Below are 26,043 nucleotides of genomic sequence, written 5' to 3'. Positions count from 1 at the left end.
ATTATTGCGGAGTTTCGTGAATGCAACGACTAAGCGGTCGCAGCGCCCTGGTCATCGGTGCCGGCCTCGGAATTGGGCGAGCCGTCGCTCTCGCATTCGGCAGGGAGGGGGCGCGCGTCGCGATAGCCGATTGCGGTGAGGCTCAACACAGGGAAGAAGCTGTCGCCGCGGTCGTGGCGACCGGCGCCGAATCGTTTTCGCTTCAATGCGACGTGACTGTCGAAGCCGATGTGGTGGCGGCGGTGAGACAGACCATCGACCGCCATGGCCGCATCGACATATTGGTCAACAATGCCGGCATCGGCCAGCCGCCGGGCGATTTCCTCACGCTGGACTGGACGGATTGGCAGAGGCTGATCGACGTCAATCTGCGGGGCGTCGCCTTGGGCATGCGACAGGCACTGCCGCCGATGCTGAAACAGCGCTACGGCCGCATCATCAACACGGCCTCACAACTTGCGCACAAGCCGGCGGCTGGCGCTGCTGTTTATAGCGCCACCAAAGCCGCGGTGGTGGGACTGAGCGTCGCAGTCGCGCAGGAGGTTGCCGCCCACGGGATAACCGTCAACTGCGTCTGCCCAGGCCCAACTGATACCGCGACATGGCGGGCCAGCGATGCCGGTTGGAGGAAGTGGAAAACGGAGCAGCTTCCCATTCGACGCGTTGCCGAACCCGATGAGATTGCGCCCGCTTACGTCTACCTTGCCTCGGACGAGGCGAGCTTCATGGTCGGCCAGAGCATTTCGCCGAACGGTGGCGATGTAAGCTGGTAGCACTGCGTTTCTCTTCCGTAGAGCAACGCCGACCTATCCTGATTTGATACCAACGCCGATCATAGTTTCACGACGGGCAAATCCACCGGCCGGCGTTCGAGCGCGACCATCAGCACGCCCGAGACAAGGATGATGGCCGCGCCGAGGACGACGGAGACTGAAGGGACTTCCGAAAACGCAACGAAGCCGATCAGGAAGGCGAAGACCAGCGCCGTATATTCCAACGTTGCCACCAGGTGCGCGGGCGCGCGTTTTGCCGCGGAATAGAGCGCATATTGACCCAGACCACCAAGGACGCCCGAGAGGATCATGAGATATGTATCCCTTGCATCCGCCGGGTAAGCCAGCCAGCCGAGGGTCGGCGCGGTTGCGGCCACGAATACGAGATTGGTGTAGAACACCTGCACCAACGGGCTGTCCTTCGCAGCCATGCGCCTCAGCATGACAAGCGAAACGCTCCAAAGCATCGCGGCCGCGAGCGCCAGTAGAACGGGGATGGTGACGTTCAGCATAGGCACATCGCTGGCGATCATCACGCCCGCCAGGCCGAGGCCGACCGGCAGCCACTGCGCCGGGACGAGCGGCTCGCGCAGGAACGGTCCCGACATGAGCGCCACGAAGACCGGCGCGACAAAGTAGAGGGTGATGAGTTGCCCAAAGGCGAGCGTCTCGGCAGCGAGGTAGAAGCAGAGCCATGCGGCGAGGATGATCATGCTTCGCAAGGTGAGTTCAGCCTTGCTGTGGCTTCGCAGGACGCCGGAAGTGGCGCTTCGGCGACTGAAGATCATGATCGCCGCGACGACCGTCAGGCTGCGCACCATGAGGATGGTCCATCCCGGAACGCGGCTGACCACGTCCTTTGCTAGAGCGTCCTGCACGGTCATCAGAAAAAATGCGGTGAGAGAAATGCCGGCGGCCGCCAGAAGCGGAGTGGAGGATCTGGCGATGAGGCGCTCGGACACTTTCAGGGCATTCTCTTGAACGGCAGGGAACGACCGTGCCTATCCGATCGCCGCGCACCAGCACAGGCGCTAAACACAGCGAATTCGGTGCCGGGCTGGCGCCACGCGCCGGATCAGGATTTTACGGCGAAGACCTGGATCTCGATGCGCAACCGCGGATCGGCCAGCCGAGCTTCCACGCAGGCGCGGGCAGGTGCGTGGCCCGGCGCTATCCAGGCATCCCACACTGCATTCATGGCGTCGAAATCCGTGACGTGGGCAAGCCAGACATAGGCATGAGTGATGGCGGATTTGTCCGTTCCCGCCTCGCTCAGCAAGGCATCGATCCTGTCGAGGATATTGCTGGTTTGGCCGGCCAGATCGAGATCGGGATTCGACGAAACCTGCCCGGCCAGGACCACCATTCTCCCCGAGAGGGGAAACTCGACGATCTGACTCATTCGCTGATTGGTGTGGCGTCTTTCGATGGTCATCTTCACTCCAGGAGCAGGTTTCAGGGGCATTCAAATTGGAGCCCTAAGTTCGGTGCTGCGCGAAGCCTGGATGGCGCAGCACGGGTCGGGCAACGAAGCAACCACATTCTTTATAAAGAACAATATTCTTTTAAGGGAAAAGATGCCCAAACGCTCTTCTGCTGTCAACCGCTGGCCTGTGCGGTTTCGTCGATCTGGCGCGTGGGGCGGTCGAATGCCGCAACGTAGGTTGCTTCATCGATCTCGATCACTGTCGGCCGGCGTGAGGCGAGGGCGGCCGTCACAGCTGCCGCCAGCGCCGCAGGGTCATCGGCTGTCATATGCGCCCAACCGTAACCCTCGGCGAGCAAACGAAAGTCGGGCGTGTGGATATCCACGCCGAGCGGCGTGATCGCCGCGCCTTCCATGTAGGATTTGATCTCTCCGTAACCCCGATTGTTCCAGAGGACCATGACGATATCGGCTTGAGCCTCAACGGCCGTCCCCATTTCCGCGAGGGAAAACTGGAGGCCGCCGTCGCCTACCAGCGCAAACACCGGTCCGTCCGTCTGTCGACCGAGCCGCGCGCCGACTGCGGCCGGAAGAGCATAGCCCAGCGTGCCATAGCCGGTCGCGGAGGAAAAGAATTGTGATGGAGCGGATGCACCGAAGGCGAGGCAGCCCGCATAGGCCGGCTGGGTGGAGTCTCCCACAATCACCGCATTGGTCGCGCTATCGCGCAACAGGTCCAGCAAATTGAGGCAAGCGCGCTGCTTTCGCAGCAGGCTGTTGGTGACGGCCGCCCGTGCCCTTGCCGTTCGAAGCGCGCCGTCTCCGGCTTTCCGCCCCTCGATGCGTTCCGCCAGGCGCTCGGCAAAATCGCGGGCGTCGGCAACCACCGCAAGGTCGGGTAAGCGTCCGCGCACTGTCTGTTCGGGATCGATGTCGCAACGCACTAGACGACCGGTCAGCTCACGGTGATTGGCCAGGCGGTCCTCGAAATCGGTCGGCCCGAGTTCAGTGCCGATCGCGAGGATCAGATCGGCCGCGGCCATCACCGATGCGCCGACGTCCCCTCCCGGCCAGATCGGCAGCGCCAGCGGATGATCCTGAGCTAGGATGCCCCGCGCGTTGGTCGTCATCAGCACGGGCGCATCGAGACGTTCCGCCAACGCCAAGATGGCATCGGCGGCTGCTGTCGCGCCGCCGCCTACAATGATCAATGGCCGCGAGGCCTGCGCGCACTCCTTCGCTGCCGCCGCCAGAGCGGACTCGGCGGCCGCCGGGCGATCCGGTACAGGCAGTGTGCGCGCCGGGTCCAGGCGCGAGGCGTCGACCGACAGCAGGTCGACCGGGATCTCGATATGAACCGGCCGCGGGCGAGCTGATGCAAATGTCGCGAAGGCACGGGCCAGTACCGTGGGGAATTCGTCGATGGTCAGTATGGTGTGGCTGAACGCAGAAACCTGCGTCATGAGCTGCTGCTGATCAGGCAATTCATGTAGATGGCCTGCACCGGACCCCATCGATCCAGCCGGGTTGACCGTCGAGATCACCAGCATCGGGATGGAATCGCCATAGGCCTGCCCCATCGCCGTGGCGATGTTGGTCAGCCCGGGGCCGGTGATGATGAAGCAGACGCCGGGACGGCCGCTTACTCGCGCATAGCCATCGGCCATGAAGCCCGCGCCTTGCTCGTGTCGGGCGGTCACGTGTCGTATGCCGCTTCCGGCGAGACCTCGATACAGCTCTACCGTATGCACGCCTGGAATTCCGAACACGGTGTCGACGCCGTTGGCTGCAAGCATTTGCACGATCCAGGTCGCGAGACTTGTCATGGTGCTGCTTTCGTCAAAAGCGTGGCGCAGGCGCCGGCAAGCGCTCGGCACCCGAGCACGAGATCCTCGTCCCGGGTGTTCTCGTCCCAGTGATGGCTGACCCCACCGATGGAAGGCACGAACAGCATGCCGGCCGGCATCACCTGCGCGAGGATCTGGGCGTCGTGGCCGGCGCCGCTTGGCAACTGGATGGCGCGGCCCGGCGCAACCTCTTCAGCCTCGCTTTCCAGAGCCTGCTTGAACCCGGTGCTCATGGCATGCGGAGCCGAGCGGCTGACCAATTCCAGATCGGCCGAGCACGGGCCCGCGGCATTGGTTTCCTCCACGAGGTCGCGCAGGGCCGCGTCCATGCGCCTAAGCACCTCCGGATCGGCGTCGCGCAATTGCAGCATCATCTCGGCGAGATCGGGAATGATGCTGACCTGGCCGGGCTCGAGCCGGATGCTGCCGACCGTCCACACCGTGCGCTCGCCGGCCAGCGCACGAAAGTGTTCCTCTATGCGGTGGATCAGCGCCACCAGGGCCGCGCCGGCATCCTTGCGGACCGCCATTCTCGTCGTACCCGCATGATTGCGCTCACCGCGGAAAGTGAGCCGATACTGCCATATCCCAACGATGGTGGTGACGACGCCAAGGGCGAGACCGTGGGCGTCGAGATAGTCGCCTTGCTCGATATGCGCTTCCAGATAGCCGAGATATCTCCCCGGTTCGATCCTGAGCCGCTCTCGTCCGGCAAGGCCGGCGTCCATCAGTGCCTGGCGCAGCGGCTTTCCGGTCGTAGCGCAACGGGCCGCATCGATCTCCTCCTCCGAAACCTCCCCGATTGCCGAACGGCTGCCGAGGAAGCTTGCGAAATGCGCTTCTTCGTCGGCCCAGTCCACCGGTTCCACCGCGATATCGGACCGGCCGCTTTCGGCAACCGCGCGTGCGATTTCGAGTGCATAGACCACGCCCATCGCACCATCGAGCCAGCCGGCGTGGTTCTGGGAATCCGAATGCGAACCGACCAGCAGCCTGCGGCGCTGCCCTGACGCCGTGCCGAGAATGTTTCCGATACCATCCATCTGGGGATCGAGGCCGGCGGCTGTCATTCGGCCCATGATCCAGCGACGGGCTGCCATGTCCTGTGGCGAGAATGTCGGGCGATGGACGCCGGTGCGATAAGCGCCGAAGGTTGCGAGTTTCCGCAGCTCCGCGAGGAGACGTTGGGGATTTATCTCCAGCTTCATCGGATACCTGTTCTTGGACCTGCTTCGGATGCCGTTTCGGCTGCTGTCGCTCACGCGGCCTCGGCCTTGCCCGATAGCACGGCGGACAGGAAGGCGCGGGTGCGGGGCTCCGCCGGATTGTCCAGAACTTGCCGCGGCGTGCCGGTTTCGACGACCTTGCCTTCGACCATGAAGACCAGCTTGTCGGCGACCTCGCGGGCGAAGTTCAACTCGTGGGTGACGACCACCATCGTCATCCCGCTGCTCGCCAGGTTGCGCATAACCGCCAGCACTTCGCCGACCAGTTCCGCATCGAGCGCCGAAGTCGGCTCGTCGAAGAGCATCAGCTTCGGCTTCATCGCAAGCGCGCGGGCAATCGCCACGCGCTGCTGCTGTCCCCCGGAAAGCTGCGCGGGATAGCTCCCGGCCTTTGCCGCCAGGCCGACCCGCGACAGGAGAGCTTCGGCCTCGGCGATGGCCTGGGCCCTGGGATGGCCCAGGACCTGCACCGGCCCTTCGATCACGTTTTCCAGCGCGGTCATGTGGGGGAACAGATTGAAACGCTGGAACACCATGCCCGTGGCGCGGCGCTGGCGGGCAATCTCTCGCTCGCTCAGCCTGTGGACGACCCCGGCCTCCACGCGGTAGCCGACCAACTCGTTGTCGAGATAGAGGCAGCCTGCGTCGATGCGCTCGAGCTGGTTGATGCAGCGCAGGAATGTCGTCTTTCCCGAGCCCGACGGGCCGACGATGCAGACGACCTCGCCGGGCATAACGTCCATGTTCACGTCGCTGAGGGCATGGAAGGATTGAAATCGCTTGCCGACGCCCCGCGCGCGCACGATTGGAAGTTGCTCGCCGACGCCCATTAGTGTTTGCCTCCGTTGACGAAGCCCCGCGACACACGCCCTTCGATCCACATCTGCAGGATCGAGAAGAAGGAGACGATCACCAGATACCAGATCGTGGCGACGAATAGCATCTCCATGATCTTGGTGTTGACGTAGTAGATGTCCTGCGCCGTGCCGGTCAGTTCCAGGAAACCCACCACGCTGGCCAGCGCGCTCATTTTCAGGAGGCCGATGAATTCGTTGCCGAGCGGCGGTATGACCACGCGCAGCGCCTGCGGAAGCACGATGCGGCGAAACGTCAGCGCGTAGCCCATGCCGATCGACTTTGCCGCTTCGTGCTGGCCGGCATCTATCGACAACAGACCCGAACGGATCACTTCCGACGTATAGGCGCCTTCATGCAGGCTGAAGGCGATCAGCGCCGCGACGAACGGTGTCATCACCGTCACCGTCGGAGCCTGCCAGAGGCCGGGGATTCCGATCACCGGGAAGATCAACGCGAGATTGTACCAGATGAGAAGCTGCAGGAGGATCGGCGCTCCCCGGAACAGCCATGTATAGAAGGCCGCGGCCATCGAGATGACCGGATTGTGCGACGTGCGCCCGATAGCCGTAGCCGTGCCGATCAGGACACCGAGCGCCATGGAAATCACCGACAGCACGATGGTCATTGCCACGCCATGCAGCACGCGCGGATGGAAGATGTAGTCGCCGACGGTGGCCCAATCGATGTTGCCGACCGCGAAGGCCCATACAATGTAGCCCAGAGCGACGACAAGAAGCGTCGCTCCGAACCAGCGTCCATAGTGATGGGGTCGCGCGTGCGGAAGCGCGGATATGTCAACACTTTCCAAGGCAAACCCCTTTCCTAGCACCACGGGGATGGAGGCGCCTTACGGCGCCGCCCCTGCGTTCAGCGAGGGCTTTTCGATAGCGCTGGCGCCCAGCTTCCATTTCGCGATCAGCTCGGCATATTTGCCGCCGGTGAACACCTTCTCGGCAGCCGCCAACACCGCATCGCGCAATTCCGGATCTTCCTTGCGAAAACCGATGCCCAGCTTCACATTGGTAAAGGGTCCGCTGAGCGTGCGGAAGGGGCCTTCCTTGCTGGCCAGGACCGTTGGGATTGCCTCGGTTCCCTGCACCGATCCAACGGCCCGTCCCTGATTGAGATACAGGAATTCCGACGCCATATCCGTGTCGGTGATCACCTGGATTGCCGGCAGGCCGGCAGGGATACAGTTCTCGGTGCTCCATTTTTCGACCGAGCCCGGATACGAGGTTCCGCGGTTTGCCGTCACCACCTTGCCGCACAGGTCAAGTGGCTTCTGGATATCGGTATTCTTGTCCAGTGTGAAGAACACGGCGCCGGCATTGAGATAGTCGACAAAATCGAAGTTTTCGCGCCTCGCAGGCGTGTCGTACATGCCGCTGATGATCAGGTCGATGCGCTTCGATTGCAGGTTGGGCGTCAATCCCTCGAAGCGGGAATGGACATATTCGAGCTTCACGCCAAGCTCCTTGGCGATGGCGTTTATCAGATCGACGTCAAAACCGACCAGCTCGCCCGATGCCGGATCGACGTATTCCATCGGGGGATGATCCCGCTCGATGCCGACTTTGATGATGCCGGCCTGGGCGATGCGCTCCGGCAGTTGCTGCGCCCAGCCTGCCGCCGTCGAGAGCAGCATGACGGCGGAGAGTCCGATTAGATGTTTCAGCATAGGTTCCCCTTTTTTCTGAACGACGCGGGAGGCTTGTCTCTCTGTTGCGCCGGCACCCGCACCGGCTGACAGTTTCGTGCGTCACAAGACCGGACGCGCGATCTGCGGCACCGGCTTTTCCCAAAACGGCAGGCGCTCGCGACGTGGCGACCACTCGCCCCGGTCGATGAGGCCGCGGCTATGGGCCGCTATCTCTTCCATGGTGGCAAACCAGACGCCGCCCTTCGCAACCATGTATTCCAATAGGTCCACCATGGCCTGCGCCCGCGCCGGGCGGCCCGATACGAAAGGATGCCAGACCGACGACCACAGGCCACCATTTTCCCAGGCGGCATCGAACTCGGCGCGAAAAACCTTCATCGCCTGTTCCGGAGACTGGATCGGCAACAAATGGTTGAAATCGCGGCTGTTCATATATTGCGGCCAGTCGTCCAGCGCGTGGTCCGACGGCAATTCGATCATGGCGCCGCGGTCGCTTTCGATCAGGTAGGGCACGTCGTCTCCCGAAAGCGAAGCGTCGTAGGAAAAGCCTTCGTCCACGAGCAAATTGAGCGTATCCGGCGAGAACGCGCCCGAGGGGCAGCGATAGCCGGCCGGACGCTTGCCGGTCACGGCTTCGATCGCCTTGATGCCTGCCCGCAGGACCTTGGCTTCGTCGGACGGCGTCAGGTTGTTGACGCGTTCATGCAGCCAGCCGTGATGGCCGATCTCGTGTCCGGCTTCGACCAGCGCTTCCACGGCGCGCGGATAGGTCTCGATGCACCATCCCGGCACATATACGGTCTGGCGGATGCCGAAATGCTGCCATATCCGGACCAATCGCGGCACAGCGATGTTGGCGCCGTAGCGCAAGGTGGACGAGAGGGTGATGCGACGGCGCGAATCCTCCGGATAATAGAGGTGCAGCAGGCTTTCGGCGTCGAAATCGAAGGCGAAACAGACGGCGCAGCGCGCTCCGTTCGGCCATGCCGGAGGGTTGTCGATCAGCTTGAGCATGCCTGCCTTTACGGGTTTGAAAAGCGTTGTTTAGGCGCTCTTGATATTGCCCGCTGTAAATTTAGTGTCAACTCTATTATTTGAGTTGAGGGTAGATAATCGCCTCGAACGTGGTTTAAGGATGGAATGATTTGATTCACGGAGGGCGGCAGATGGCAAAGGGTCTTTGGGAAAAGCACAAGATCAAACGCACAGAGCAGGTGCTCGATGCGGCGGACGCGCTTTTCCGCGATCAGGGCTATGAAGAGACCAAGATCGAGGAAATAGCCGAACTGGCGTCCGTCGCCTCGGCCACCGTCTACAATTATTTCAAGAACAAGCCTAACCTGCTGATGGAGATCGCGCTCCGCCACATCCGGGCGGCGGTGCCAGAGCGACGCGAATTCATCGCCAACATGCCGGACGATCCGATGGAAGGCATCATAGAGTTCGAGAAACTGCTGGCGGATCAGGCCGTGCGTCATCTGACTCCGGAATGCTGGCGGGTGGTGATGTCAGCGCAATTTGTGGACACGGACGGCGTCGCGCACCGCACGGCGCGTCGGCTCGACCTCATCATACGACGCCAGTATTCAGCGATCCTCGCGGACTATCAGAGGAAGGGGCGGATTCGCGCTGATGTGGATATTTCGGTGCTGTGCGACATTCTGATCGGGATCGGCAATGCGGCGCTGGCCAAGCTTGTCACGTCGCCGGCGATGCAGGTGGAAACCATGCGTGAAATCGGGCTGCCGCATTTGCGGCTCGTCCTGTCGGGCGTCACAACGTCCCTGACACAGGCAAAAAATTAGCAGCTGGCTCCATTTTTAGATTTAACTCCAAATTTCTGTTGCGAGACGCCGGCTCTTAGCATAGCTTCAAGCTGTCAGGTTCGAGCCCCGCTCCGCCTGCACCCTTGAAAAGACGGTTTTGCCTAGCGCCGGCTGCCCCGCTCCCGGCGTCGGGGATTGCTATGCCGCGCGGCATCAGCGCGGCGCTGAACACGGTGCACAATGTCTCTCGAAGCTCTCTCCATTCCCCAGAAATCGGCGCTCGCTTTTCTTGCATCTTCCCATGCGGCGCTGTCGCGCGATCACCAGACGATCTGGTCTTTCCACGAACCTTCGTGGCGGGAGTATCGGTCGTCGCAATGGTATGTCGACCGGCTGCGCGCGGAAGGCTTCGACGTGGAGCAGGGCTCGGCCGGAATGCCCACCGCCTTCTGCGCGCGGTGGACGAACCCGGCGGGCGAGGGGCGCGGGCCTGTTGTGGCGGGCTATGCGGAGTATGATGCGGTGCCGGGTCAGTCCCAGGTGGCGGCGCCCTGCCGCGCGCCGCGCCCGGGCACGACAAAGCACGCCGCGGGACACACCGACCCGCACTCGGCCCTCGGCCTGGGTTCATTCGCCGGTTTCCTTGCCGCCAAGCATGCGATGGAAGCGCATGGCGTGGCCGGCACCCTCGTATTCTTTGGCGAGCCGGCGGAGAAGATGTGCGGCTCCAAGCCGGTCCATGCGGCGCACGGCTATTATGACGGGCTCGATGCCGCTATCTCGTTCCACCCGCATTCCTTCAACGCCCTGACCAACGGCGTCTTCTGGGACACGACCAGCGCACCCTATTGGAGCAAGATCTACACCTTCGAATGCGAGGCGCCGGAGACCTGGCAGAATGAGGGCCATGGCGGCAGCGTCGCGCATGCGCACGCCACCGCGCGGGCTCCCGGCGCCATCGACGCCGTCTGCCTGATGTACACCAATTCCAAGCTGATGAAGGAATCCATGCTGCCGCACACGGGCACCTGGACGCTGAATGAATTCATCCCTGTCGCGGGTCAGGCCGCCGCCGACAATCTCGCTCCGGCCTATTCGCAGATCCAGTATTCAATGCGTGCGCCGACCCTCGAAATGTGCGCTGCCGCCTTCACGGTGCTCGATCGCAACGCAGTGCATGTGGCGGCCATGACCCATTGCTCGGTAAGCTCGGCCTGGATCACGAAGACACGCGCCGGACTGCCCAACCATGCGCTGGCCGAGGCGACGTACCGCAACTTCGAACGCGTCGGCGCGCCGCAGTGGAGCGAGAAGGCCAAGGAGTTCGCAAGGCAAGGCCAGCGGCATCTCGGCCATGAAGCGATGCCGGAACCGTTCATCGATAACATGACGCGTCTCACGCCGCCCGCCGAAGCCGAGGCGGCTTTCCGCGGCCAGCTTCCGGCCTGGCAGCTCAACTATGCGGCCGACGACTATGTCGACTACACCTGGCATGCGCCGACGGTGCGCCTCTACGTGGCCCGGCCGACGCTGAAGGCGCCGGCTTCGGGCGCCCGCTATCCCGAGTGGCTGCGCCACGCGATGAACGGCGATCCGGATTGCATCGATCCGATGTGGAGCAAGGCGGCGCAGGTGATTTCGACGACGATCCTCGACCTGATGACGGATCCATCCATCCTGCGGCGCGCGCAAGCCGAGTTCCGCGAGCGCACCGGCGGCGGAATTGGCGGCTCCAAATGGGTTGCGCCGCTGCTGCCGCCCGACTTCCAGGCGCCGACCGGCTATAACTGGCCCGAATGGGTGGATACGCCCCGCGGGCGCGAATGGTCGATCCTCTGATTTCCTTCAACGACAGGAGCAACAAAATGCCCGTTCCCAGCCATGACGACGTCGTGCAGTTCGTCGCGAACAACCGCTTCCCGTTTCCAGGTCAAAAGACCTGGCCCGCCGACTACGTCACGCTGACCAATGCACCGGCACGCCAACGGTCGGTGCCGGCCGAAGGCGGTGAGTATTTTCCTGACATCGTCGTCATCGACGCCAAGGGAAAGACGCGCGAGATCGGCGATGTCGAGGAGGTGCTGGATCCCGCCAAGGTCAAGTTGTGGAAGGCCGCATCGGCGGCCGGCGACGAATTGCCGGATTATGGCACACGGATTTTCTTCCTCTATGTGCCCGCCGGAAAGGAAGCGGAAGCTCAGAAGCTTCTGGACGACAACGGCGTCGCCTATGCGGGCGTGCGCGGCTATTCGGCCGATGCTTCCGGCAAGGTCGTCATCGCTCCCTTCGTGACGCGCGGAAATCCTTACGACCATCAATGATCGCCCTCCGGCGAAGGATAGATCGATGACCAGCGCGACGCTCGGCGGCCATCTGCGCGGCATGCCCGCGGCTATGCAAGATGGCACCGCGGCCGAGCTGGTATCGCTGCGCCTCGATCCGGCAGCGGGGCAGATGAGCCTGCCGCTGCTCACGCTCGACGAGGCGGTGTTCGACAGCAATGCCAAGGCTTTTTACGGCTTTGCCGTAAAGCATGGCCTCGGTGTCTTTCCGCACCTGAAGACATCGATGGCGCCGTCACTTGCGCGGCGCCTGCTGGCTGCGGGGGCCGACGGCATGACGGTCGCCGATGCGAGGCAGGCAGCGGTACTGCTCTCGCACGGCATCACGCGTGTGATGTTGGCCAATCAGATTGGTGGCCGTGGCGCTGCACTGCGCCTCGCAACCCTCCTGGCCCGCTATCCCAAGGCCGAGCTGACGGTCTTCGTCGATTCGACGGAAGGTCTGGCGGCGCTGGCCGATGCCTGGCGCGACCGCGCCGATCTTCCCCGGCTCGGCATCGCCGTCGAGGTCGGCAGGGGCCGGGGCGGCGTGCGTTCGCGACAGGCCGCGCAGGCCCTGATCGACGCCGTGCTCAATGCCGGGACGTCCGGAACGAAAGGTCTCTATCTCGAAGGCGTGGCTGCTTATGAAGGGGCTGCTGCACTGCCGGGTTTCGACGCGCCGGCCGTCGAGGCTTCGATTGCGGAGCTCCTCGATCGATTGGCCGATGCCGCAATCCACGCCCGGGCCCGAATGGATCCAGCCCGCTCCCTGATCATAACGGCGGGCGGCTCGGCCTATTTTGATCTGGTGGTGCATCGTCTCGCACCTGTGGTCGCCGATATCTCGCCGGCGCGGCTCGTCCTCAGAAGCGGTGCCCTGTTCTTTCACGATCACGGTATCTATGCCCGCGCCATGGCGGCCATGACGCGCCGATACGCTGACGGCCCCTCCGGCTCCTTCCGTCCCGCCCTGAAGCTCTGGGCGGAAGTGCTTTCGCGGCCCGAGCCCGGCCTGGCGATCCTCGGTTTCGGGATGAGGGACGCTCCTGTCGACCAAGGTCTCCCGGTGCCGTTGGAGCTTTACCGCGATGGCAGGCTCGTCGCGGCGGCGCTCGCCGGCTGCACGATCGAAAGGCTCAACGACCAGCACGCTTTCATGTCACTGCCGCCGGCGACGGAACTCGCTGTCGGCGACATCGTCTCGCTCGGAATTTCTCACCCCTGCACCTGCATCGACCGCTGGCGTCTCGTCTGGGGCGTGGGTCCAGACGGGCGGGTGAGCGCGGTACATCCCACTTACTTCGGGTAGCCGGCCATGACGTCGATCTCGGGACTTTCCTCCGCCGACTGGCGCGCGCGGCTGAGCGCTGAAGCGGCAGCGGCGCCGGCAAGCGGCATCGCCCAAGTGATGCGCCATGGCTTCGGCCGCAGCGGCATCATTCCGCTCTGGGTCGGCGAAGGCGACCAACCGACGCCGGCCTTCCTGTGCGAAGCCGCAGCCGCCGCGCTCGCCCGTGGCGAAACCTTCTATATGCCGCAGGCGGGGCTGACCGAGCTTCGCGGCGCGCTCGGCGCCTATCACGACAGGCTCTATGGCGGGCTCTTCGGCGCGCCATTTCGCGCCGAGCGGTTCTTCGCGACCGGATCCGGCATGCAGGCCATTCAGATAGCAATCCGTCTCACGGCGGGAGCAGGCGACGAGGTGATCGTGCCGACCCCGGCCTGGCCGAACTTCGCCGCCGCCGTCGGTGTGGCGGGCGCGGTGGCGCGCCAGGTGCCGCTGCATTTCGCCTCGACCGGTTGGCACATGGATCTCGACGACATCGAACGGTCGATCGGGCCGCGCACACGGGCACTGTTCCTCAACTCGCCTTCCAATCCGACCGGCTGGACGGCGAGCGAGGCCGAACTGGGCGCGATCCTCGATCTCTGCCGGCGCCACGGCCTGTGGATTATAGCGGACGAGGTCTATTCGCGCTTCACCTATGACATGGCGCTGCGGTCGACGCCGTCGCTGCACAGCGTTGTCGCTGCCGACGACCGGGTGTTGTTCGTCAACACGTTTTCCAAGAACTGGGCGATGACCGGATGGCGGATCGGCTGGATCGAAGCGCCCGAAGCGCTCGGGCCTGCCGTCGAAAACCTGATCCAATACGCCACCTCCGGTGTCGCCGTCTTCATGCAGCGCGCCGCGGCACTGGCGCTGAACCAGGGCGAGGTCGCGCTCGCCGCGCTCATGGAAAGGGCGCGTGCCGGCCGCGACATCGTCACCGGTGCGTTGGCGCGACTCCCGGGCATAGACTTCGCGCCGCCCGGAGCTTTCTACCTGTTCTTCCGCGTCGACGGCGTGAGCGATTCCACCGCTTTCGCCAGCGCGCTAATCCGCGAGGCCGACGTCGGTCTGGCCCCCGGCTCCGCTTTCGGTTTGGGCGGCGAGGGTTTTTTCCGTCTTTGCTTCGCGCGCGATCCCAACGACTTGCGGGCGGCCTGCGGCGGCTTCGCCGATTGGATGGCGGCCAGGTCACCGGCATGATCCGCGCTGGGGCGCAGACCCGCGGCATCGTGACGGTCTGTCTTGCCATGGCTCTGTTCGCCGCCAACGATGCGACGATCAAGATCCTGGCGGAGCGGCTGGGCCCCGCCCAGGTCATGCTGCTGCGCGGCTGCATCGGCGGCGCAATATTGCTCGCCCTCGGCTTGGTACTGGGTATCGGCCGGCAGCTTTGGATGGCGCTTCGCCCAGCCGTCCTGCTGCGCGCCTTATGCGATGCGATGGCAAGCGTGATGTTTGTAATGGCTTTGGTCGGCATGCCGGTCGCAACGATCACCGCCCTGATTCAGCTCGTGCCCATTCTGACAAGTGTCGCCGGGGTTCTGATGTTCGGGGACGTGATGACGCGCCGCCAGAGCCTGGCATTGGCCATCGGGCTGCTTGGGGTCGTCATGATCACCCGCCCCTCGGCGGAGGGCGTCGGCATACACCTTCTCTTCGGCATTGCCGCTATCGTGCTCCTGACCACCCGCGACGTGATAACGCGCGGCAGCGCACAGCGCGTTCCCTCGCTCGTTGTCGCCACCTGCGCCACCCTTGCCATTCCCGTCATCTCCATCCCCCAGCTATCCGGCGAAACCTGGCGTGCGGTCGATCTGGAGAGCGCGGTGCTGATCGGCATGCTGGGGGGGCTGGTCGCCGCGGGAAACCTGCTGATGATCGTGGCGGTGCGCTCGGCGCCGCTGCCGGCGATCGCACCCTATCGCTACAGCGCCATCCCTTTTGCCCTGATCGCCGGAGCAGTTCTGCTCGGCGAATTTCCCGACGCGCTGATGCTTGCGGGGACATGCGCGATAGCTCTCAGCGGCGTCCTCGCCTTGCCCCGCGCGGTCGCCGCGCCCGCTGCCGAAAAGACCGAAGCCGGCCAAGAATCATCTTGACAGGAAAGGTCCAACGCAACACAGTGTCCCGTAATAAGAATACAGTTCTATATACAGAACAGTGGGAGCTCCGATGACTGCCGACCGACTGCCCTCCGAGGGAGCAACCATCACGCATGTCAAACAGGCGCGCACCGTGGTCGGCTGGGACCAGGAGGCCGGGTGCCACGTCTATATGCGCGACGTCGACGTTGCCTTCTCGCGGGACGGCATCCTGCATGTCGGACCGAACTACGACGGACCCGCTGCCGAGACGATCGACGGCAGCCGCTATCTCGTCATGCCGGGCCTGGTGGACATCCATTCGCATCCGGGCGAGGAGCCGCTGAACAAGGGGCTGTGGGACGAGGTCGGCAGCCCGCGACTCTACAACTCCTCGCTCTACGAATATCTCACCGTGCTCGACCGCGATGCCGACAGCGTACGCGCCTGTTACGGTGTTGCGCTTTCCGAGCTGCTGTTCTCCGGCGTTACCACGCTTTGCGACCTGGCGGTTCCCAGCGAAGGATGGCTCGACATTCACGCGGAATCCGGCCTCCGCGTTTGCGTGGCGCCGATGTTCCGCTCCGGACGTTGGCTGACCCGCGATGGTCATCGTGTCGAATACGAATGGGATGAAGCGGCAGGTCGCCTGGCCTTCGAGCGCGCGCTGAAGGAGGTCGACCTGGCTGAACGGCATCCGAGCGGCCGTCTGACGGGCATGGTCACTCCAGCGCAGATCGACACCTGCAGCGAAGGCCTGTTGCGCGACGCCTATGCCGAGGCCGAGCGGCGCTCGGTGCCGTTCCAGACGCATGCCGCTCAGTCGATCGTCGAATTCCAGGAGATCACGCGGCGCCACGGCCTCACGCCGATCGGCTGGATGTCGGAGCTCGGCGTCCTTGGCCCTCGCACCATCATCGGCCACGGCATCTTCCTCGACCATCATCCCTGGACGCATTGGGAGCGGACCGGCGATCTGGAGCGGCTCGCGGAAGCCGGCGCGACAGTGGCCCACTGTCCAACAGTGTTCGCGCGCCGCGGCATCTCGCTTAATCATCTTGGGCGCTATCGCGAGGCCGGCGTCAACATCGGCATCGGCACCGACGTCTATCCGCACAACATGCTCGATGAGATGCGGCTTGCCATCTATGCGGCGCGGCTGACGGCCGGCAATCCGCGGGAAGCGCGCCTTGCCGACGTCTTTGAGGCCTCCACGGTCGGCGGCGCCAAAGCGCTCGGCCGCGATGACATTGGCCGCCTGTCGCCCGGATGCAAGGCCGACATCGTGCTTGTCGATTGCACGGCTCCCTCCATGCAGCCGTGCCGGGATCCGTTGCGGTCGCTGGTCTTTTCCGCGTCCGACCGCGCCGTGCGCCACGTCTATGTCGATGGCCGGCCGGTGGTGCGCGACGGCAAGGTGCTCACCATCGACCATGCCGCCGCCGCCGCCCGCCTCGCCGAGGCGCAGCTGCGCGCCATGGCGACGATCCCGCGAAACGACTGGGCCGGCCGCTCGGCCGACGAACTGTCCCCGCCGGCGCTGCGCTGGATCTGACCTTCGCGCCGTCGAGGCGGCATTCCTGGAGAACGATATGCAAGCTACACAGATGGTCCATCGCCTCGGCAACGCCGAGCTGCTCGAACAATACCGCAAGGCGGGCTTTGCCGGACGTGTCGGCTGGGGCGAGCGGCCGGCACTCCTTGTCATCGATATGGCGGGCGCGTGGACGCGGACCGATGAAGAGCTCGGCTCCGACCTCGGCAGCGTGACCCAGTCCATCAAGGGCCTGCTCGCCTTGGCGCGCGGTCGGCGCGACGTCCCGGTCATCTTCACCACGATGGCTTACGACGCCAGCCAGTCCGACCTGCCGGCGGTGACCCGCCTGAAGACCCCGCACAGCCGGAACATGATACGCGGCTCCGATCGCGTCCGGCTGATTGCGGAGCTTGAGCGGCGCGATGACGAAGCGCTCATCGAAAAGCCACGCGCCAGCGCCTTCTTCAACACCAATCTGCTGAGCATCTTGGTCTCGAAGAAGATCGATACCGTCGTCATCACCGGCTGCAGCACGAGCGGCTGCATTCGCTCGACCTGCGAAAGCGCGCTGGATTACGGTTTTCATGCGATTGTGCCGGAAGAAGCCGTCGGTGACCGCTGCGCCTCGGCGCATGTCGCGAATCTGTTCGACATCAACGCCCGGTACGCCGACGTTCTGCCTCTGGCCGAAGTCCTGGCCCACCTCAAGCGGGACATGCGGGACGAGGCGGCCTGATGGGCGGGCTCGAAGGCAAGACCGTCATCGTCACCGGCGCGGCGCGCGGCATCGGCCGCTGCATCGCTGAACGAGCGGCCGCGCAAGGAGGCCACGTCGTCGTCGCCGACATCCTGCTGGACGAAGCGGCTGCCGTCGCCGAGGCGATCCGCTCGGGCGGAGGACAGGCCAGCCATAGCCATGTCGACATCACGGATCCCGAAAGCGCCATGCAGCTGGCCGAGGACGTGCGCGCGGCGCATGGCCGGATTGACGCGTTAGTCAACAATGCCGGCCTCGATGCGCCGCACGGGCAGGCGGCGACGATCGATGAGGCCCACTGGCGCCATGTGATCGAGGTCGATCTCAACGGCGCCTGGTGGTGTTCGCGGGCGGTTATCCCGGCGATGATGGAAAACCGAGCCGGGCGGATCATATTCGTAAGCTCTCTTGCCGCGCGCGTCGGCTCGCCGACGCTTTCTCCCGCCTATGCGACGGCCAAGGCGGGCCTGATCGGACTGACGGTATCGCTCTCCTCCCAGTTGGAGCCGCACGGGATACTGGTCAACGCCATCACTCCCGGGCCGACAGGCGATACCGGCCGGCCCTATTCCGACGAAGGCAGGAAGGCCTATCTGGCCGCCCATCCGCTGGGCTTTGGGGGCGCTCGGCCAATCGCCGAAGGCGTTCTGCATCTCCTCGGCAAGGGCGGCGACTGGATGAGCGGCAGCGTTCTCAACATCAGTGGCGGACATTTCCGGGGGCTTTGAATGTACGTCGATCCGTTCTCGAAAAGGACAGGCGAGGTGAGCGCATTGCAAGCAGAAGCGGCCATTACCTTCAAGGACATCTCGAAGGTCTTCACCTCGAGGGCAGGCGCTACGCCGGTCATCGATAAGCTGAATCTCGAAATCGGCGAAGGGGAGTTCTTCTCGCTGCTCGGGCCGAGCGGATGCGGCAAGACGACGGCACTGCGGATGATCGCCGGTTTCGAGCATCAGAGCGGCGGCGAACTTCTGCTCGGCAGAAATCCGGTAACCGGCATCCCCCCGCACAAGCGGGACGTGAACATCGTGTTTCAATCCTACGCGCTGTTCCCGCATATGGATGTCTACGACAACATCGAATACGGACTGAGGCGCAAGGGTGTCGCGCGCTTCGAACGTCGCCGGCGCGTCGAGGAGGTCCTCGATCTCGTTCAGCTCTGCGATCTCTCCAAGCGGCGACCTGCCGCCTTGTCGGGAGGCCAGCAGCAGAGGGTGGCGCTGGCGCGCGCCCTGGTGAACCGCCCGCGTGTTCTTCTTCTCGACGAGCCGCTTGCGGCGCTGGATGCAAAGCTGCGGGCGACGATGCAGACCGAGTTGCGACGAATCCAGCAGGAGGTCGGGATCACCTTCGTGTTCGTCACGCACGACCAGCACGAGGCCTTCGCAATGTCGGACCGCATCGCGATCCTGAATGCGGGGCACCTGGAGCAGGTGGGCACCCCGGCCGATCTTTACCACCGCCCGGCAAGCCGCTTCGTTGCCGATTTCGTCGGCCAGTCGAACTTCTTTACCGGGAGCGTATCGAGGCGAGGCGATCGCCGCCTCATCGAGATCGCCGAAGATGAATTCATCTGGCTTCCAGCCCATGGCGGACAGGGCGCCAACACCGTCCTCGTTCGTCCCGAGAGCGTCGAGCTGATGCCGCGCGGAGTCGAGCCGCGCGCCGATCTTTGCCGGGTCGGCGCGACGGTGGTGGAGCGCCAGTTTCTCGGTTCGCACCACTGCATCATGGTCCGGACCAGACGTGGCGAGACCGTCACCTGCACAAGCCGGATTGCGGATGCTGCCATCGGGCCCGGAGCCGAAGTCTGGGTCACATGGCACCCCGATCACAGCACAATAATCCCGGATCAACCGGGAGTTCCAACAAACCTCAAGATGGAGAACCGACCATGAACGACAGCAATGGGACTATCCGGATACTTGCTTCCCAGGAATGGACGCGAAGAAACTTCCTGCGCCTGGCGGCGATGGCCGGTGGCGCAGCGGCGCTGAGCGTCAACGGCATCTCGGCCGCCTTTGCCGAAACCGATCTGCCGGCGCATGCCAAGGCGGCTGCAGGCGCCGCCAAGCTCGGCGACAGCCTGTTCATCTACTCCTGGGCAGGTTACGCCAACCCGGCGGTGCTTGAAGGTTTCAGCGCCGGCGCCGGCCCAAGGGTCCAGGTCGCCACCTTCGATTCAGTCGAGGCGGCCATCGCCAAGCTGGAAATCTCCGGTTCCGCCGATTACGACATCGTCGTGCTTGGCGACGCCTACGTCAAGCAGACGGTCGAACGCAAGCTTATCCAGCCGCTCGACCACGCGCAGATCCCAAACCTCGAAAATCTCCGCAGCGATTTCCGCGACCCTCCGTTCGATCCGGGCAACCGCTACACCGTGATGAAGAATTTCGGCACGATCGGCATCCTCTACAATCACACCGTCATCAAGGATGAGATCAAGAGCTGGGACGATTTCTTCCGCGCGGCGGCATTGCCTGATGTCAGCGGCCGCGTATCGGTCCTCAACGACCAGCCGAGCGTTTTCGGGCTGGTCTTCTGGCGGGAGGCCAAGGACTACAACACCGGTGACGTGGCGCGCCTGGAACATGCCAGGGACGTGTTGCTCAAGGAACTGGTGCCGCATCTGAAGGCCTTCGACGCGAACCCGGTCCAGGGAATGCTGAACGGCGACTATGTCCTGGGGCAGGGCTATCTCGGCAGCTGCCGTCATATCTTCGAGCAGGACCCGGACAGCTACACTTGGGTTTACCCGACTCCGCAATGCGTGATCTGGAGCGATCACTACGCGGTGCCGACCGGGTCCAAGAACGTTGCGGCGGCCCACGCCTTCATCAATTACATGCTCGACCCGGACGTTGCTGCCGAGGAAGTGGCCTTCATCGGCTACGACACCGGTGTGAAGGGCGTGGTCGAAAAGCTCTCCGCCAACCTCGTTCGCAAGGACATGATTGTGTTCCCCGACGGCGTCGCGCAACGGCTCGTCTTCCAGCAGGTCGAAGGCTCCAACCCTTCGAAGCGGATCGAGATGTTCAACGAGATCAAGGCGGCGGCCTCGCGCGGCTGACCGCACCAGCGGACGGCCCGGCAACGAGCCGTCCGCCCCAATCCGCTGCGTTTGCCTGATCGGCGATGCAGCGGCCGTCGGGCCGTCTCAAGGAATGGTATCCGTGCACGCAGCAGTCGAACGGCATCAAAGCATAAACAGTCCCGCGGTCTCGGGCCGCCTGAGGCGGATGGTGCGCGACTGGTGGCTGGTGGTCCTGCCGTTCGCGTTCTATGCGGCGTTCTTCATCGTCCCGGTTCTGCTCATCGCGCTGCAAAGCTTCGCCACCTACAATGGCGGAGGCCACGGCGCGGACGCAGTCGCCGGCGCTCTGACCTTCGACAACTATCTCAACGTCTTCACGCCGACCTTCCGCCTGGTGTTCGCCGCCAGCGTGCAGAATGCGCTGCTCGGAACGGCGCTCTGCATCGCTGTCGGCTATCCCGTCGCCTATTTCATCAGCACGCGCTGTCCCGACCGGCTGAAGCCGTGGCTGCTTGTGCTGGTCGTGGTGCCATTCTGGACGAGCTACCTGTTGCGGATGCTCGGCTGGCGCATTCTGCTTGGCGGCAACGGCATGGTCTCGCAAGCGCTTCAAGCGGTCGGGCTGCTGCGGACGGGCGAAAGCCTGCTGTTCACGCAAACCGCCGTGCAACTCGGCCTGTTCTACAATTTCCTGCCGATGATGATCCTGCCGATCTACGTCTCGATAGACAGGCTTTCGAAGGATCAGCGTGAGGCCAGCCGCGACCTCTATGCCCGGCCTTGGCAGACCTTTCTGGGCATAACGCTGCCTCTGACGGCGCCCGGCATCACGGCCGGAGCGATGATCGTCTTCATCACCATGACCAGTGACTACGTCACCCCCGAACTGATGGGCGGCGCCAAGGGCATGATGATAGGCACCTTGATCTATTCGCAATTCCTGCAAGGCGAGAACTGGCCGCTGGCCTCGGCAATGGCCCTCTCCCTGGTGGGAGTGGTCGTCGCCAGCGTGCTCCTCATGGCGGGAGCGGCATCGGCGATCCAGCGCCTGCCGGCCTTGGCGAGAAAGTTGACCCGATGAGCCGCACCGTACCCGGACCAAGATCCATCATACTCGGCCTGTGGTCGCTTCTCGTGGCCGTCTTCCTGTTTGCCCCGATCGTGGCGGTGCTGGCCTATTCGTTCAATGTCGGCGACTATCTGATCATCTGGAAGGGGGCGGGTCTGCGCTGGTACGGGCGCGTGCTTTCCGACCAGAACATCCTTTCGACCCTGCGCACCAGCGTCACCGTGGCGCTCGGCACAGCGATCGCAAGCATTGTTCTGGGTTGCGTGTGCGGGACCGTTCTTGCGCGCCGGTCGGCAGCTGTCGCCGTCCCGCTCAGCCTGCTGCTGCTGGTCGTCCTCTCCTTTCCGGAGATCGTCAAGGCCGTCGCCTATCTCATCTGGTTCGTGAAGATCGACCTCGATGCCGGGCTGGTGCGCATGATCATCGCGCATACGCTGTTCGGCGGTGCGCTTGTGGCGTTCATCGTGCGTGCGCGCCTCAGCGCGCTCGACCCGAGGCTCGAGGAAGCGGCCGCCGATCTCGGCGCGAGCCCCGGCCTGGCGTTCATGACGGTCACGCTTCCGCTCTTGACGCCGGCCTTGGTGGTCGGAGGACTGCTCGCCTTCACCATCTCCTTCGACGACGTCATCGTCTCGCTGTTCGTCAGCACCGCGAAGACCACGCCCTTGCCTGTCTACATCCTGGCTTCGGTGCGGCAAGGGCTGAAGGGAGATATCGCCGCGATTTCGGCCCTGATGTTCGGCCTCACAATACTGGTCTTCGCGGCGGCAGGGCTCTTTCTCGCATGGTCGGGCGCGTCAAAGCGCAACGCCGTGCTGATGCTTGCCGGGCAAGGTGAAGCCGCCGCCTGAAGTCGAAAAGCCACAAACTGGAAGGACGCAAAAACGTGACCGCACAGACTGTTGCCCTGGTAACCGGGGCCGGCTCCGGAATTGGAGCCGCCACTGCCATCCTGCTGGCCGGCAAAGGCTATCGCGTCCATGCGCTGGACCGCGATGAGGCGGCACTTGCCGCGCTGCCCGAACTGGCCGGGCTGCAACGCGTGACGGTGGACATTGCCGACGAGTCGGCGCTTGGCGAGGCGGTCGCCCGCATCGCCGCCGCCGAAGGCCGGGTGGACGCCGCCGTCGCCAATGCCGGCATAAGCTTCACGGCGGCGCTGGAGCAGACCGGCGCCCAGGATTGGGATGCCGTCATGCGGGTCAATCTGCGCGGCGTCTATCTTCTGGCGCGGGTCACCGCGCCCTGGCTGGTGAAGTCCGGTCGCGGCGCCTTTGTCGCCACAGCTTCCGAACTCGGCACGGTCGGGCAGGTGGGTTTGAGTGCCTATGCATCGGCAAAGGCGGGCGTCATCAACCTGATGCGGGTGCTGGCGCTGGAATATGCTCAGCGTGGCGTGCGCTTCAACGCGGTGGCTCCAGGCGGTGTGCATACGCCCATGATGGAGCGCGAGCAGAAGCGCCTTGGCTTCACAGTCGAGGACGCAGCCAGGAACATCCCGCTGGGGCGGCTCGCCCGGCCGGATGAGATTGCACCCGTCATAGCCTTCCTGCTGTCGCCTGAAGCCTCGTTCGTGACCGGAGCCGTATGGGTTGCCGACGGCGGCTACACCGCCCGCTGACCACGCCAGCAATTCGTGTGCATCCCCAGCCCCGATGCGCCGAGCAGACAGGAACGGAAAAGTGGATCTGATAATCAAGAACGGAACCGTCGTCACCGCGTGCGACACGTTCGCGGCCGACATCGGCGTGCTGAACGGCCGCATAAGCGCAATAGCCGATGCTATCAATGCGGACAGCAAGACGAAGATGATCGACGCATCCGGACATCTGGTGATGCCCGGCGGCGTCGATGTCCACACACATCTCGATACGCCCGGCCTGCTGGCCGACACGGAGGATGATTTCCTCAGCGGGACGATCGCGGCCGCGCATGGCGGAACCACGACCATCATCAATTTCTGTCCGCAGATCAAAGGCCGCGGCCTCTTGGACTCGCTGGCAGAGCATCGCAGCCGCGCTGATCCCAAGGCGGTCATCGATTTCGCGCTGCACGCCATCGTCTCCGATCCCTCGGAACGGACCCTGGCGGAATTGTCGGCGCTGCCCGGCGAAGGCGTCACCAGCTTCAAGCTGTTCATGGCCTACAAGGGCGACACCATGGTTGACGATGGTACCTTGATCCGGGTGCTGCACGAGGCGCGGGCGAACGGTGCGCTGGTGATGGTCCATGCCGAGAACGGTGAGGCCGTCGAATATCTACGCGACAGCTTTGCCGGCCAGGGTAAATTGTCGCCGCGCTACCATGCGCTCAGCCGCCCGCCCCGAGTCGAGGCCGAGGCTACGGCGCGTGCCGTCGCCCTTGCCGAACTGGTCGGCGCGTCAATCTACATCGTCCATGTCAGCTGCAGCGAAGCCTTGGAGGAGGTGGTCCGAGGGCGGCAGCGCGGTGTGGCCGTGCATGCCGAGACCTGCGCGCATTACCTGCACATTACCGATGCCGTATTCGAAGCTCCGGGATTCGAGGGCGGCAAATATGTCTTTACCCCTCCGCCGCGGGCCAGGCATCAGCCGAAGATCATCTGGGACGCCATCGCCCGCGGCGATCTCGAGGTCGTCTCGTCGGATCACGCGCCTTACAATTTTCACGGCGGCAAGGATATCGGGCGCGACGATTTCAGGCAGATTCCCAACGGCGCTCCCGGCATCGAGGAACGCATGATGCTGGTCTGGCAGGGCGTCGCCAACGGAGATCTTTCGCCGAACCGTTTCGTTGATCTGGTGGCGACGACGCCCGCCAGGATCTTCGGGCTCTACCCGGCCAAGGGGACAATCGCCGTCGGCGGCGACGCCGACCTGGTCATCTGGAATCCGGACGTCAGGCGGCGGCTGACGCAAGCCGACCTGCACTCGGCCGTCGACTACACGATGTTCGAAGGAATGGAGGTTCTGGGCGCGCCGGAGACGGTGATATCGAGAGGCGACATCATCATTCGGGGCGGCGTATTCACCGGCGCGGCAGGGCGCGGCAGGTACATCCATCGCGGCACGGCGTCGTCGTGGAGCCGCCCGGCAAAGCTGGAGGCGCAACGGTCATGACGGCACAAATCGCCATCGATCCCAAACTCGTCGAGGACTACATCCTGACGCTGGCCTCGTACGGTTCCTATGGCGACACCGGAGTATGGCGAACGGTCTATTCGCCGGAATGGGTTGCGGCCACCGACCAATACGCCTCGTGGTGCAGGGATGCGGGACTCACCGTCAGCCGCGACGCGGTCGGCAATGTCTGGGGCAGGCTGCAGGGAACTGACGCGGCATCCTCCAGCATCGCTTCGGGTTCGCATATCGATTCGCAGAAACCCGGAGGCCGCTACGACGGCGCGCTCGGCGCCCTTGCCGGGCTGATCGCCGTCAAGGCGCTTAAGGAGCAGTTTGGGCAACCACGCCGGTCGATCGAGGCGGTGGCATTCTGCGAGGAGGAGTCCAGCCGCTTTCCCTCGGCGAATTTCTGGGGCTCGCGCGCCATAACCGGGCGCATCGAGGCCGACGATCCCGACAATACGATCGGGTTCGACGGAGAGACGGCGGCGGAGGCGATGCGGGCCGTCGGCCTGGACCCGAGGCGGATTCCGGAGGCCAAGCGCAACGATATCGATACGTTCATCGAGCTTCACATCGAACAGGGTCCCATACTCGAGGAGGCAGGAATCCCCGTCGCTGTCGTCAACGCGGTAACGGGGATCAGGCACTACAGCGTGGAATTGCACGGCACGCAGAACCACGCCGGCGCCTTCCCGATGGATATTCGCCTCGACCCGATGGCCGGCTTCATGGAAATCGGGTCGCGCGCCGTCGATACGGCGCATCGATGGGGCCGTCCGGCGGTAACGACCGTCGGGCGTGTGATCGTGGAGCCGAACGCGACAGCGGTCATTCCCTCCAGAGTGCAGTTCACCATTGATGCGCGCCATCCCGATCCGGAGCGCTGCGAACGGCTCTATGCCACTCATGAGGGAATGATGCGCGAAGTAGCCGCTCGCCGGAATCTCGATCTCGACTGGACGATGCAGATCGATCACCAGCCATGCCGCAGCGACCCGGCGGTCGTTTCGATACTGCAGAAATGCGCAGCCGAACAGGGGATACCGATCCTGACCATGGCCAGCGGCGCCGGCCACGACACGCAGCAGATGGCCACCATCGCAAAGGTCGCCATGATCTTCGTGCGCAGCAAGGAAGGCCGCAGCCATACGCCCGAGGAGTTCTCCTCGATCGCTGACATCGTCGCCGGCATAAGGCTGCTGGCTGCCGGGATCCATAAGCTGGCCTACTGAGGCTTCCTGCCGC

25 protein-coding genes are annotated in these 26,043 nt (G+C 64.0%); 17 read left to right on the top strand and 8 right to left on the bottom strand.

The genetic code is table 11. The features are described 5' to 3' along the window. The first annotated feature begins 20 nt into the window (after nt 1-20). Nucleotides 21-773, top strand: coding sequence for an SDR family NAD(P)-dependent oxidoreductase (locus NKI41_RS25630; protein WP_352685598.1), 753 nt, complete (start codon nt 21-23; stop codon nt 771-773). A gap of 59 nt (nt 774-832) precedes the next feature. Here NKI41_RS25630 and NKI41_RS25625 read toward each other — a convergent pair whose 3' ends face one another. The 8 genes from NKI41_RS25625 to NKI41_RS25590 form a co-directional block, all read right to left on the bottom strand. Next, nucleotides 833-1,735 (bottom strand): DMT family transporter, encoded by a 903-nt coding sequence (locus tag NKI41_RS25625; protein ID WP_352685597.1) that lies wholly within the window; start codon nt 1,733-1,735, stop codon nt 833-835. A gap of 113 nt (nt 1,736-1,848) precedes the next feature. Beyond that, nucleotides 1,849-2,208, bottom strand: a complete 360-nt coding sequence (locus NKI41_RS25620) for a RidA family protein (protein ID WP_352528271.1) — start codon at nt 2,206-2,208, stop codon at nt 1,849-1,851. 164 nt (nt 2,209-2,372) lie between these two features. Then, nucleotides 2,373-4,025, bottom strand: coding sequence for a 5-guanidino-2-oxopentanoate decarboxylase (locus NKI41_RS25615; RefSeq protein WP_352685596.1), 1,653 nt, complete (start codon nt 4,023-4,025; stop codon nt 2,373-2,375). Next, nucleotides 4,022-5,254, bottom strand: a complete 1,233-nt coding sequence (locus NKI41_RS25610) for a hydantoinase/carbamoylase family amidase (RefSeq protein WP_352685595.1) — start codon at nt 5,252-5,254, stop codon at nt 4,022-4,024. The genes NKI41_RS25615 and NKI41_RS25610 overlap by 4 nt, the downstream gene beginning before the upstream one ends. Before the next feature lie 50 nt (nt 5,255-5,304). Next, the gene (locus tag NKI41_RS25605) at nt 5,305-6,102 is read right to left on the bottom strand and encodes an amino acid ABC transporter ATP-binding protein (protein WP_352685594.1); all 798 of its coding nucleotides are present in this window, start codon (nt 6,100-6,102) and stop codon (nt 5,305-5,307) included. Further along, nucleotides 6,102-6,938, bottom strand: coding sequence for an amino acid ABC transporter permease (locus NKI41_RS25600; RefSeq protein ID WP_352528264.1), 837 nt, complete (start codon nt 6,936-6,938; stop codon nt 6,102-6,104). The genes NKI41_RS25605 and NKI41_RS25600 overlap by 1 nt, the downstream gene beginning before the upstream one ends. Before the next feature lie 39 nt (nt 6,939-6,977). After that, entirely contained in the window at nt 6,978-7,808 is an 831-nt protein-coding gene (locus NKI41_RS25595; protein WP_352685593.1) for an ABC transporter substrate-binding protein, read from the bottom strand. Nucleotides 7,809-7,889: 81 nt separating this feature from the next. After that, nucleotides 7,890-8,804, bottom strand: a complete 915-nt coding sequence (locus tag NKI41_RS25590) for a polysaccharide deacetylase family protein (protein WP_352685592.1) — start codon at nt 8,802-8,804, stop codon at nt 7,890-7,892. A 200-nt stretch (nt 8,805-9,004) separates the two neighbouring features. Between NKI41_RS25590 and NKI41_RS25585 the strand changes: the two genes are divergently transcribed. The 16 genes from NKI41_RS25585 to NKI41_RS25510 all read left to right on the top strand — a co-directional run bounded on the left by NKI41_RS25585 (nt 9,005) and on the right by NKI41_RS25510 (nt 26,030). Next, on the top strand, nt 9,005-9,595 hold the full coding sequence (locus NKI41_RS25585; RefSeq protein WP_352685591.1) for a TetR/AcrR family transcriptional regulator: 591 nt from the start codon (nt 9,005-9,007) through the stop codon (nt 9,593-9,595). Nucleotides 9,596-9,796: 201 nt separating this feature from the next. Further along, nucleotides 9,797-11,395 (top strand): zinc-binding metallopeptidase family protein, encoded by a 1,599-nt coding sequence (locus tag NKI41_RS25580; RefSeq protein ID WP_352685590.1) that lies wholly within the window; start codon nt 9,797-9,799, stop codon nt 11,393-11,395. Nucleotides 11,396-11,421: 26 nt separating this feature from the next. Then, nucleotides 11,422-11,877: a hypothetical protein gene (locus NKI41_RS25575; protein ID WP_352685589.1), complete on the top strand. Its 456-nt coding sequence runs from the start codon at nt 11,422-11,424 to the stop codon at nt 11,875-11,877. Nucleotides 11,878-11,902: 25 nt separating this feature from the next. Further along, a complete protein-coding gene (locus NKI41_RS25570; RefSeq protein ID WP_352685588.1) occupies nt 11,903-13,189 on the top strand; it encodes an alanine racemase in 1,287 nt (428 codons plus the stop codon). 6 nt (nt 13,190-13,195) lie between these two features. Then, a complete protein-coding gene (locus tag NKI41_RS25565) occupies nt 13,196-14,413 on the top strand; it encodes a pyridoxal phosphate-dependent aminotransferase (protein WP_352685587.1) in 1,218 nt (405 codons plus the stop codon). After that, entirely contained in the window at nt 14,410-15,312 is a 903-nt protein-coding gene (locus NKI41_RS25560) for a DMT family transporter (protein WP_352685586.1), read from the top strand. Before NKI41_RS25565 ends, NKI41_RS25560 begins: the two co-directional genes overlap by 4 nt. Nucleotides 15,313-15,385: 73 nt before the next feature. Beyond that, nucleotides 15,386-16,849, top strand: a complete 1,464-nt coding sequence (locus NKI41_RS25555) for an amidohydrolase family protein (RefSeq protein ID WP_352685585.1) — start codon at nt 15,386-15,388, stop codon at nt 16,847-16,849. Nucleotides 16,850-16,886: 37 nt separating this feature from the next. Then, complete coding sequence (locus NKI41_RS25550) at nt 16,887-17,567, top strand: isochorismatase family protein (RefSeq protein WP_352685584.1); 681 nt, start codon at nt 16,887-16,889, stop codon at nt 17,565-17,567. Continuing rightward, nucleotides 17,567-18,316 (top strand): SDR family NAD(P)-dependent oxidoreductase, encoded by a 750-nt coding sequence (locus NKI41_RS25545; protein WP_352685583.1) that lies wholly within the window; start codon nt 17,567-17,569, stop codon nt 18,314-18,316. Before NKI41_RS25550 ends, NKI41_RS25545 begins: the two co-directional genes overlap by 1 nt. Before the next feature lie 36 nt (nt 18,317-18,352). Beyond that, nucleotides 18,353-19,489, top strand: coding sequence for an ABC transporter ATP-binding protein (locus NKI41_RS25540; RefSeq protein ID WP_352685582.1), 1,137 nt, complete (start codon nt 18,353-18,355; stop codon nt 19,487-19,489). After that, nucleotides 19,486-20,661 carry a polyamine ABC transporter substrate-binding protein gene (locus tag NKI41_RS25535; protein WP_352685581.1) on the top strand — a complete coding sequence of 392 codons (1,176 nt, stop codon included), beginning with the start codon at nt 19,486-19,488 and terminating at the stop codon, nt 20,659-20,661. The genes NKI41_RS25540 and NKI41_RS25535 overlap by 4 nt, the downstream gene beginning before the upstream one ends. Before the next feature lie 103 nt (nt 20,662-20,764). Further along, nucleotides 20,765-21,706: an ABC transporter permease gene (locus tag NKI41_RS25530; protein ID WP_352685580.1), complete on the top strand. Its 942-nt coding sequence runs from the start codon at nt 20,765-20,767 to the stop codon at nt 21,704-21,706. Continuing rightward, nucleotides 21,703-22,545: an ABC transporter permease gene (locus NKI41_RS25525; protein WP_352685579.1), complete on the top strand. Its 843-nt coding sequence runs from the start codon at nt 21,703-21,705 to the stop codon at nt 22,543-22,545. Before NKI41_RS25530 ends, NKI41_RS25525 begins: the two co-directional genes overlap by 4 nt. Nucleotides 22,546-22,580: 35 nt before the next feature. Then, nucleotides 22,581-23,315, top strand: coding sequence for an SDR family NAD(P)-dependent oxidoreductase (locus NKI41_RS25520; protein ID WP_352685578.1), 735 nt, complete (start codon nt 22,581-22,583; stop codon nt 23,313-23,315). 61 nt (nt 23,316-23,376) lie between these two features. Beyond that, nucleotides 23,377-24,792 (top strand): dihydropyrimidinase, encoded by a 1,416-nt coding sequence (hydA, locus tag NKI41_RS25515; protein WP_352685577.1) that lies wholly within the window; start codon nt 23,377-23,379, stop codon nt 24,790-24,792. Then, nucleotides 24,789-26,030 carry a hydantoinase/carbamoylase family amidase gene (locus NKI41_RS25510; protein WP_352685576.1) on the top strand — a complete coding sequence of 414 codons (1,242 nt, stop codon included), beginning with the start codon at nt 24,789-24,791 and terminating at the stop codon, nt 26,028-26,030. Before hydA ends, NKI41_RS25510 begins: the two co-directional genes overlap by 4 nt. Nucleotides 26,031-26,043 lie beyond the last annotated feature (13 nt).

Source organism: Mesorhizobium sp. M0601 (genome assembly GCF_040320845.1).
In the GTDB taxonomy this organism is placed as follows: domain Bacteria; phylum Pseudomonadota; class Alphaproteobacteria; order Rhizobiales; family Rhizobiaceae; genus Mesorhizobium.
Note: the sequence above shows the minus strand (reverse complement) of the source record. Positions and strands in the feature narration are given on the sequence as shown.

Excerpts from the sequence above, each read along its gene's own strand:
- NKI41_RS25570 (WP_352685588.1), top strand. The coding sequence starts at position 11,903 with ATGACCAGCGCGACGCTCGGCGGCCATCTGCGCGGCATGCCCGCGGCT.
- NKI41_RS25550 (WP_352685584.1), top strand. The coding sequence starts at position 16,887 with ATGCAAGCTACACAGATGGTCCATCGCCTCGGCAACGCCGAGCTGCTC.
- NKI41_RS25580 (WP_352685590.1), top strand. The coding sequence starts at position 9,797 with ATGTCTCTCGAAGCTCTCTCCATTCCCCAGAAATCGGCGCTCGCTTTT.
- NKI41_RS25630 (WP_352685598.1), top strand. The coding sequence starts at position 21 with ATGCAACGACTAAGCGGTCGCAGCGCCCTGGTCATCGGTGCCGGCCTC.
- NKI41_RS25545 (WP_352685583.1), top strand. The coding sequence starts at position 17,567 with ATGGGCGGGCTCGAAGGCAAGACCGTCATCGTCACCGGCGCGGCGCGC.
- NKI41_RS25620 (WP_352528271.1), bottom strand. The coding sequence starts at position 2,208 with ATGACCATCGAAAGACGCCACACCAATCAGCGAATGAGTCAGATCGTC.
- NKI41_RS25560 (WP_352685586.1), top strand. The coding sequence starts at position 14,410 with ATGATCCGCGCTGGGGCGCAGACCCGCGGCATCGTGACGGTCTGTCTT.
- NKI41_RS25555 (WP_352685585.1), top strand. The coding sequence starts at position 15,386 with ATGACTGCCGACCGACTGCCCTCCGAGGGAGCAACCATCACGCATGTC.
- NKI41_RS25535 (WP_352685581.1), top strand. The coding sequence starts at position 19,486 with ATGAACGACAGCAATGGGACTATCCGGATACTTGCTTCCCAGGAATGG.
- NKI41_RS25590 (WP_352685592.1), bottom strand. The coding sequence starts at position 8,804 with ATGCTCAAGCTGATCGACAACCCTCCGGCATGGCCGAACGGAGCGCGC.
- NKI41_RS25610 (WP_352685595.1), bottom strand. The coding sequence starts at position 5,254 with ATGAAGCTGGAGATAAATCCCCAACGTCTCCTCGCGGAGCTGCGGAAA.
- NKI41_RS25525 (WP_352685579.1), top strand. The coding sequence starts at position 21,703 with ATGAGCCGCACCGTACCCGGACCAAGATCCATCATACTCGGCCTGTGG.
- NKI41_RS25615 (WP_352685596.1), bottom strand. The coding sequence starts at position 4,025 with ATGACAAGTCTCGCGACCTGGATCGTGCAAATGCTTGCAGCCAACGGC.
- NKI41_RS25595 (WP_352685593.1), bottom strand. The coding sequence starts at position 7,808 with ATGCTGAAACATCTAATCGGACTCTCCGCCGTCATGCTGCTCTCGACG.
- NKI41_RS25575 (WP_352685589.1), top strand. The coding sequence starts at position 11,422 with ATGCCCGTTCCCAGCCATGACGACGTCGTGCAGTTCGTCGCGAACAAC.
- NKI41_RS25605 (WP_352685594.1), bottom strand. The coding sequence starts at position 6,102 with ATGGGCGTCGGCGAGCAACTTCCAATCGTGCGCGCGCGGGGCGTCGGC.
- NKI41_RS25565 (WP_352685587.1), top strand. The coding sequence starts at position 13,196 with ATGACGTCGATCTCGGGACTTTCCTCCGCCGACTGGCGCGCGCGGCTG.
- NKI41_RS25510 (WP_352685576.1), top strand. The coding sequence starts at position 24,789 with ATGACGGCACAAATCGCCATCGATCCCAAACTCGTCGAGGACTACATC.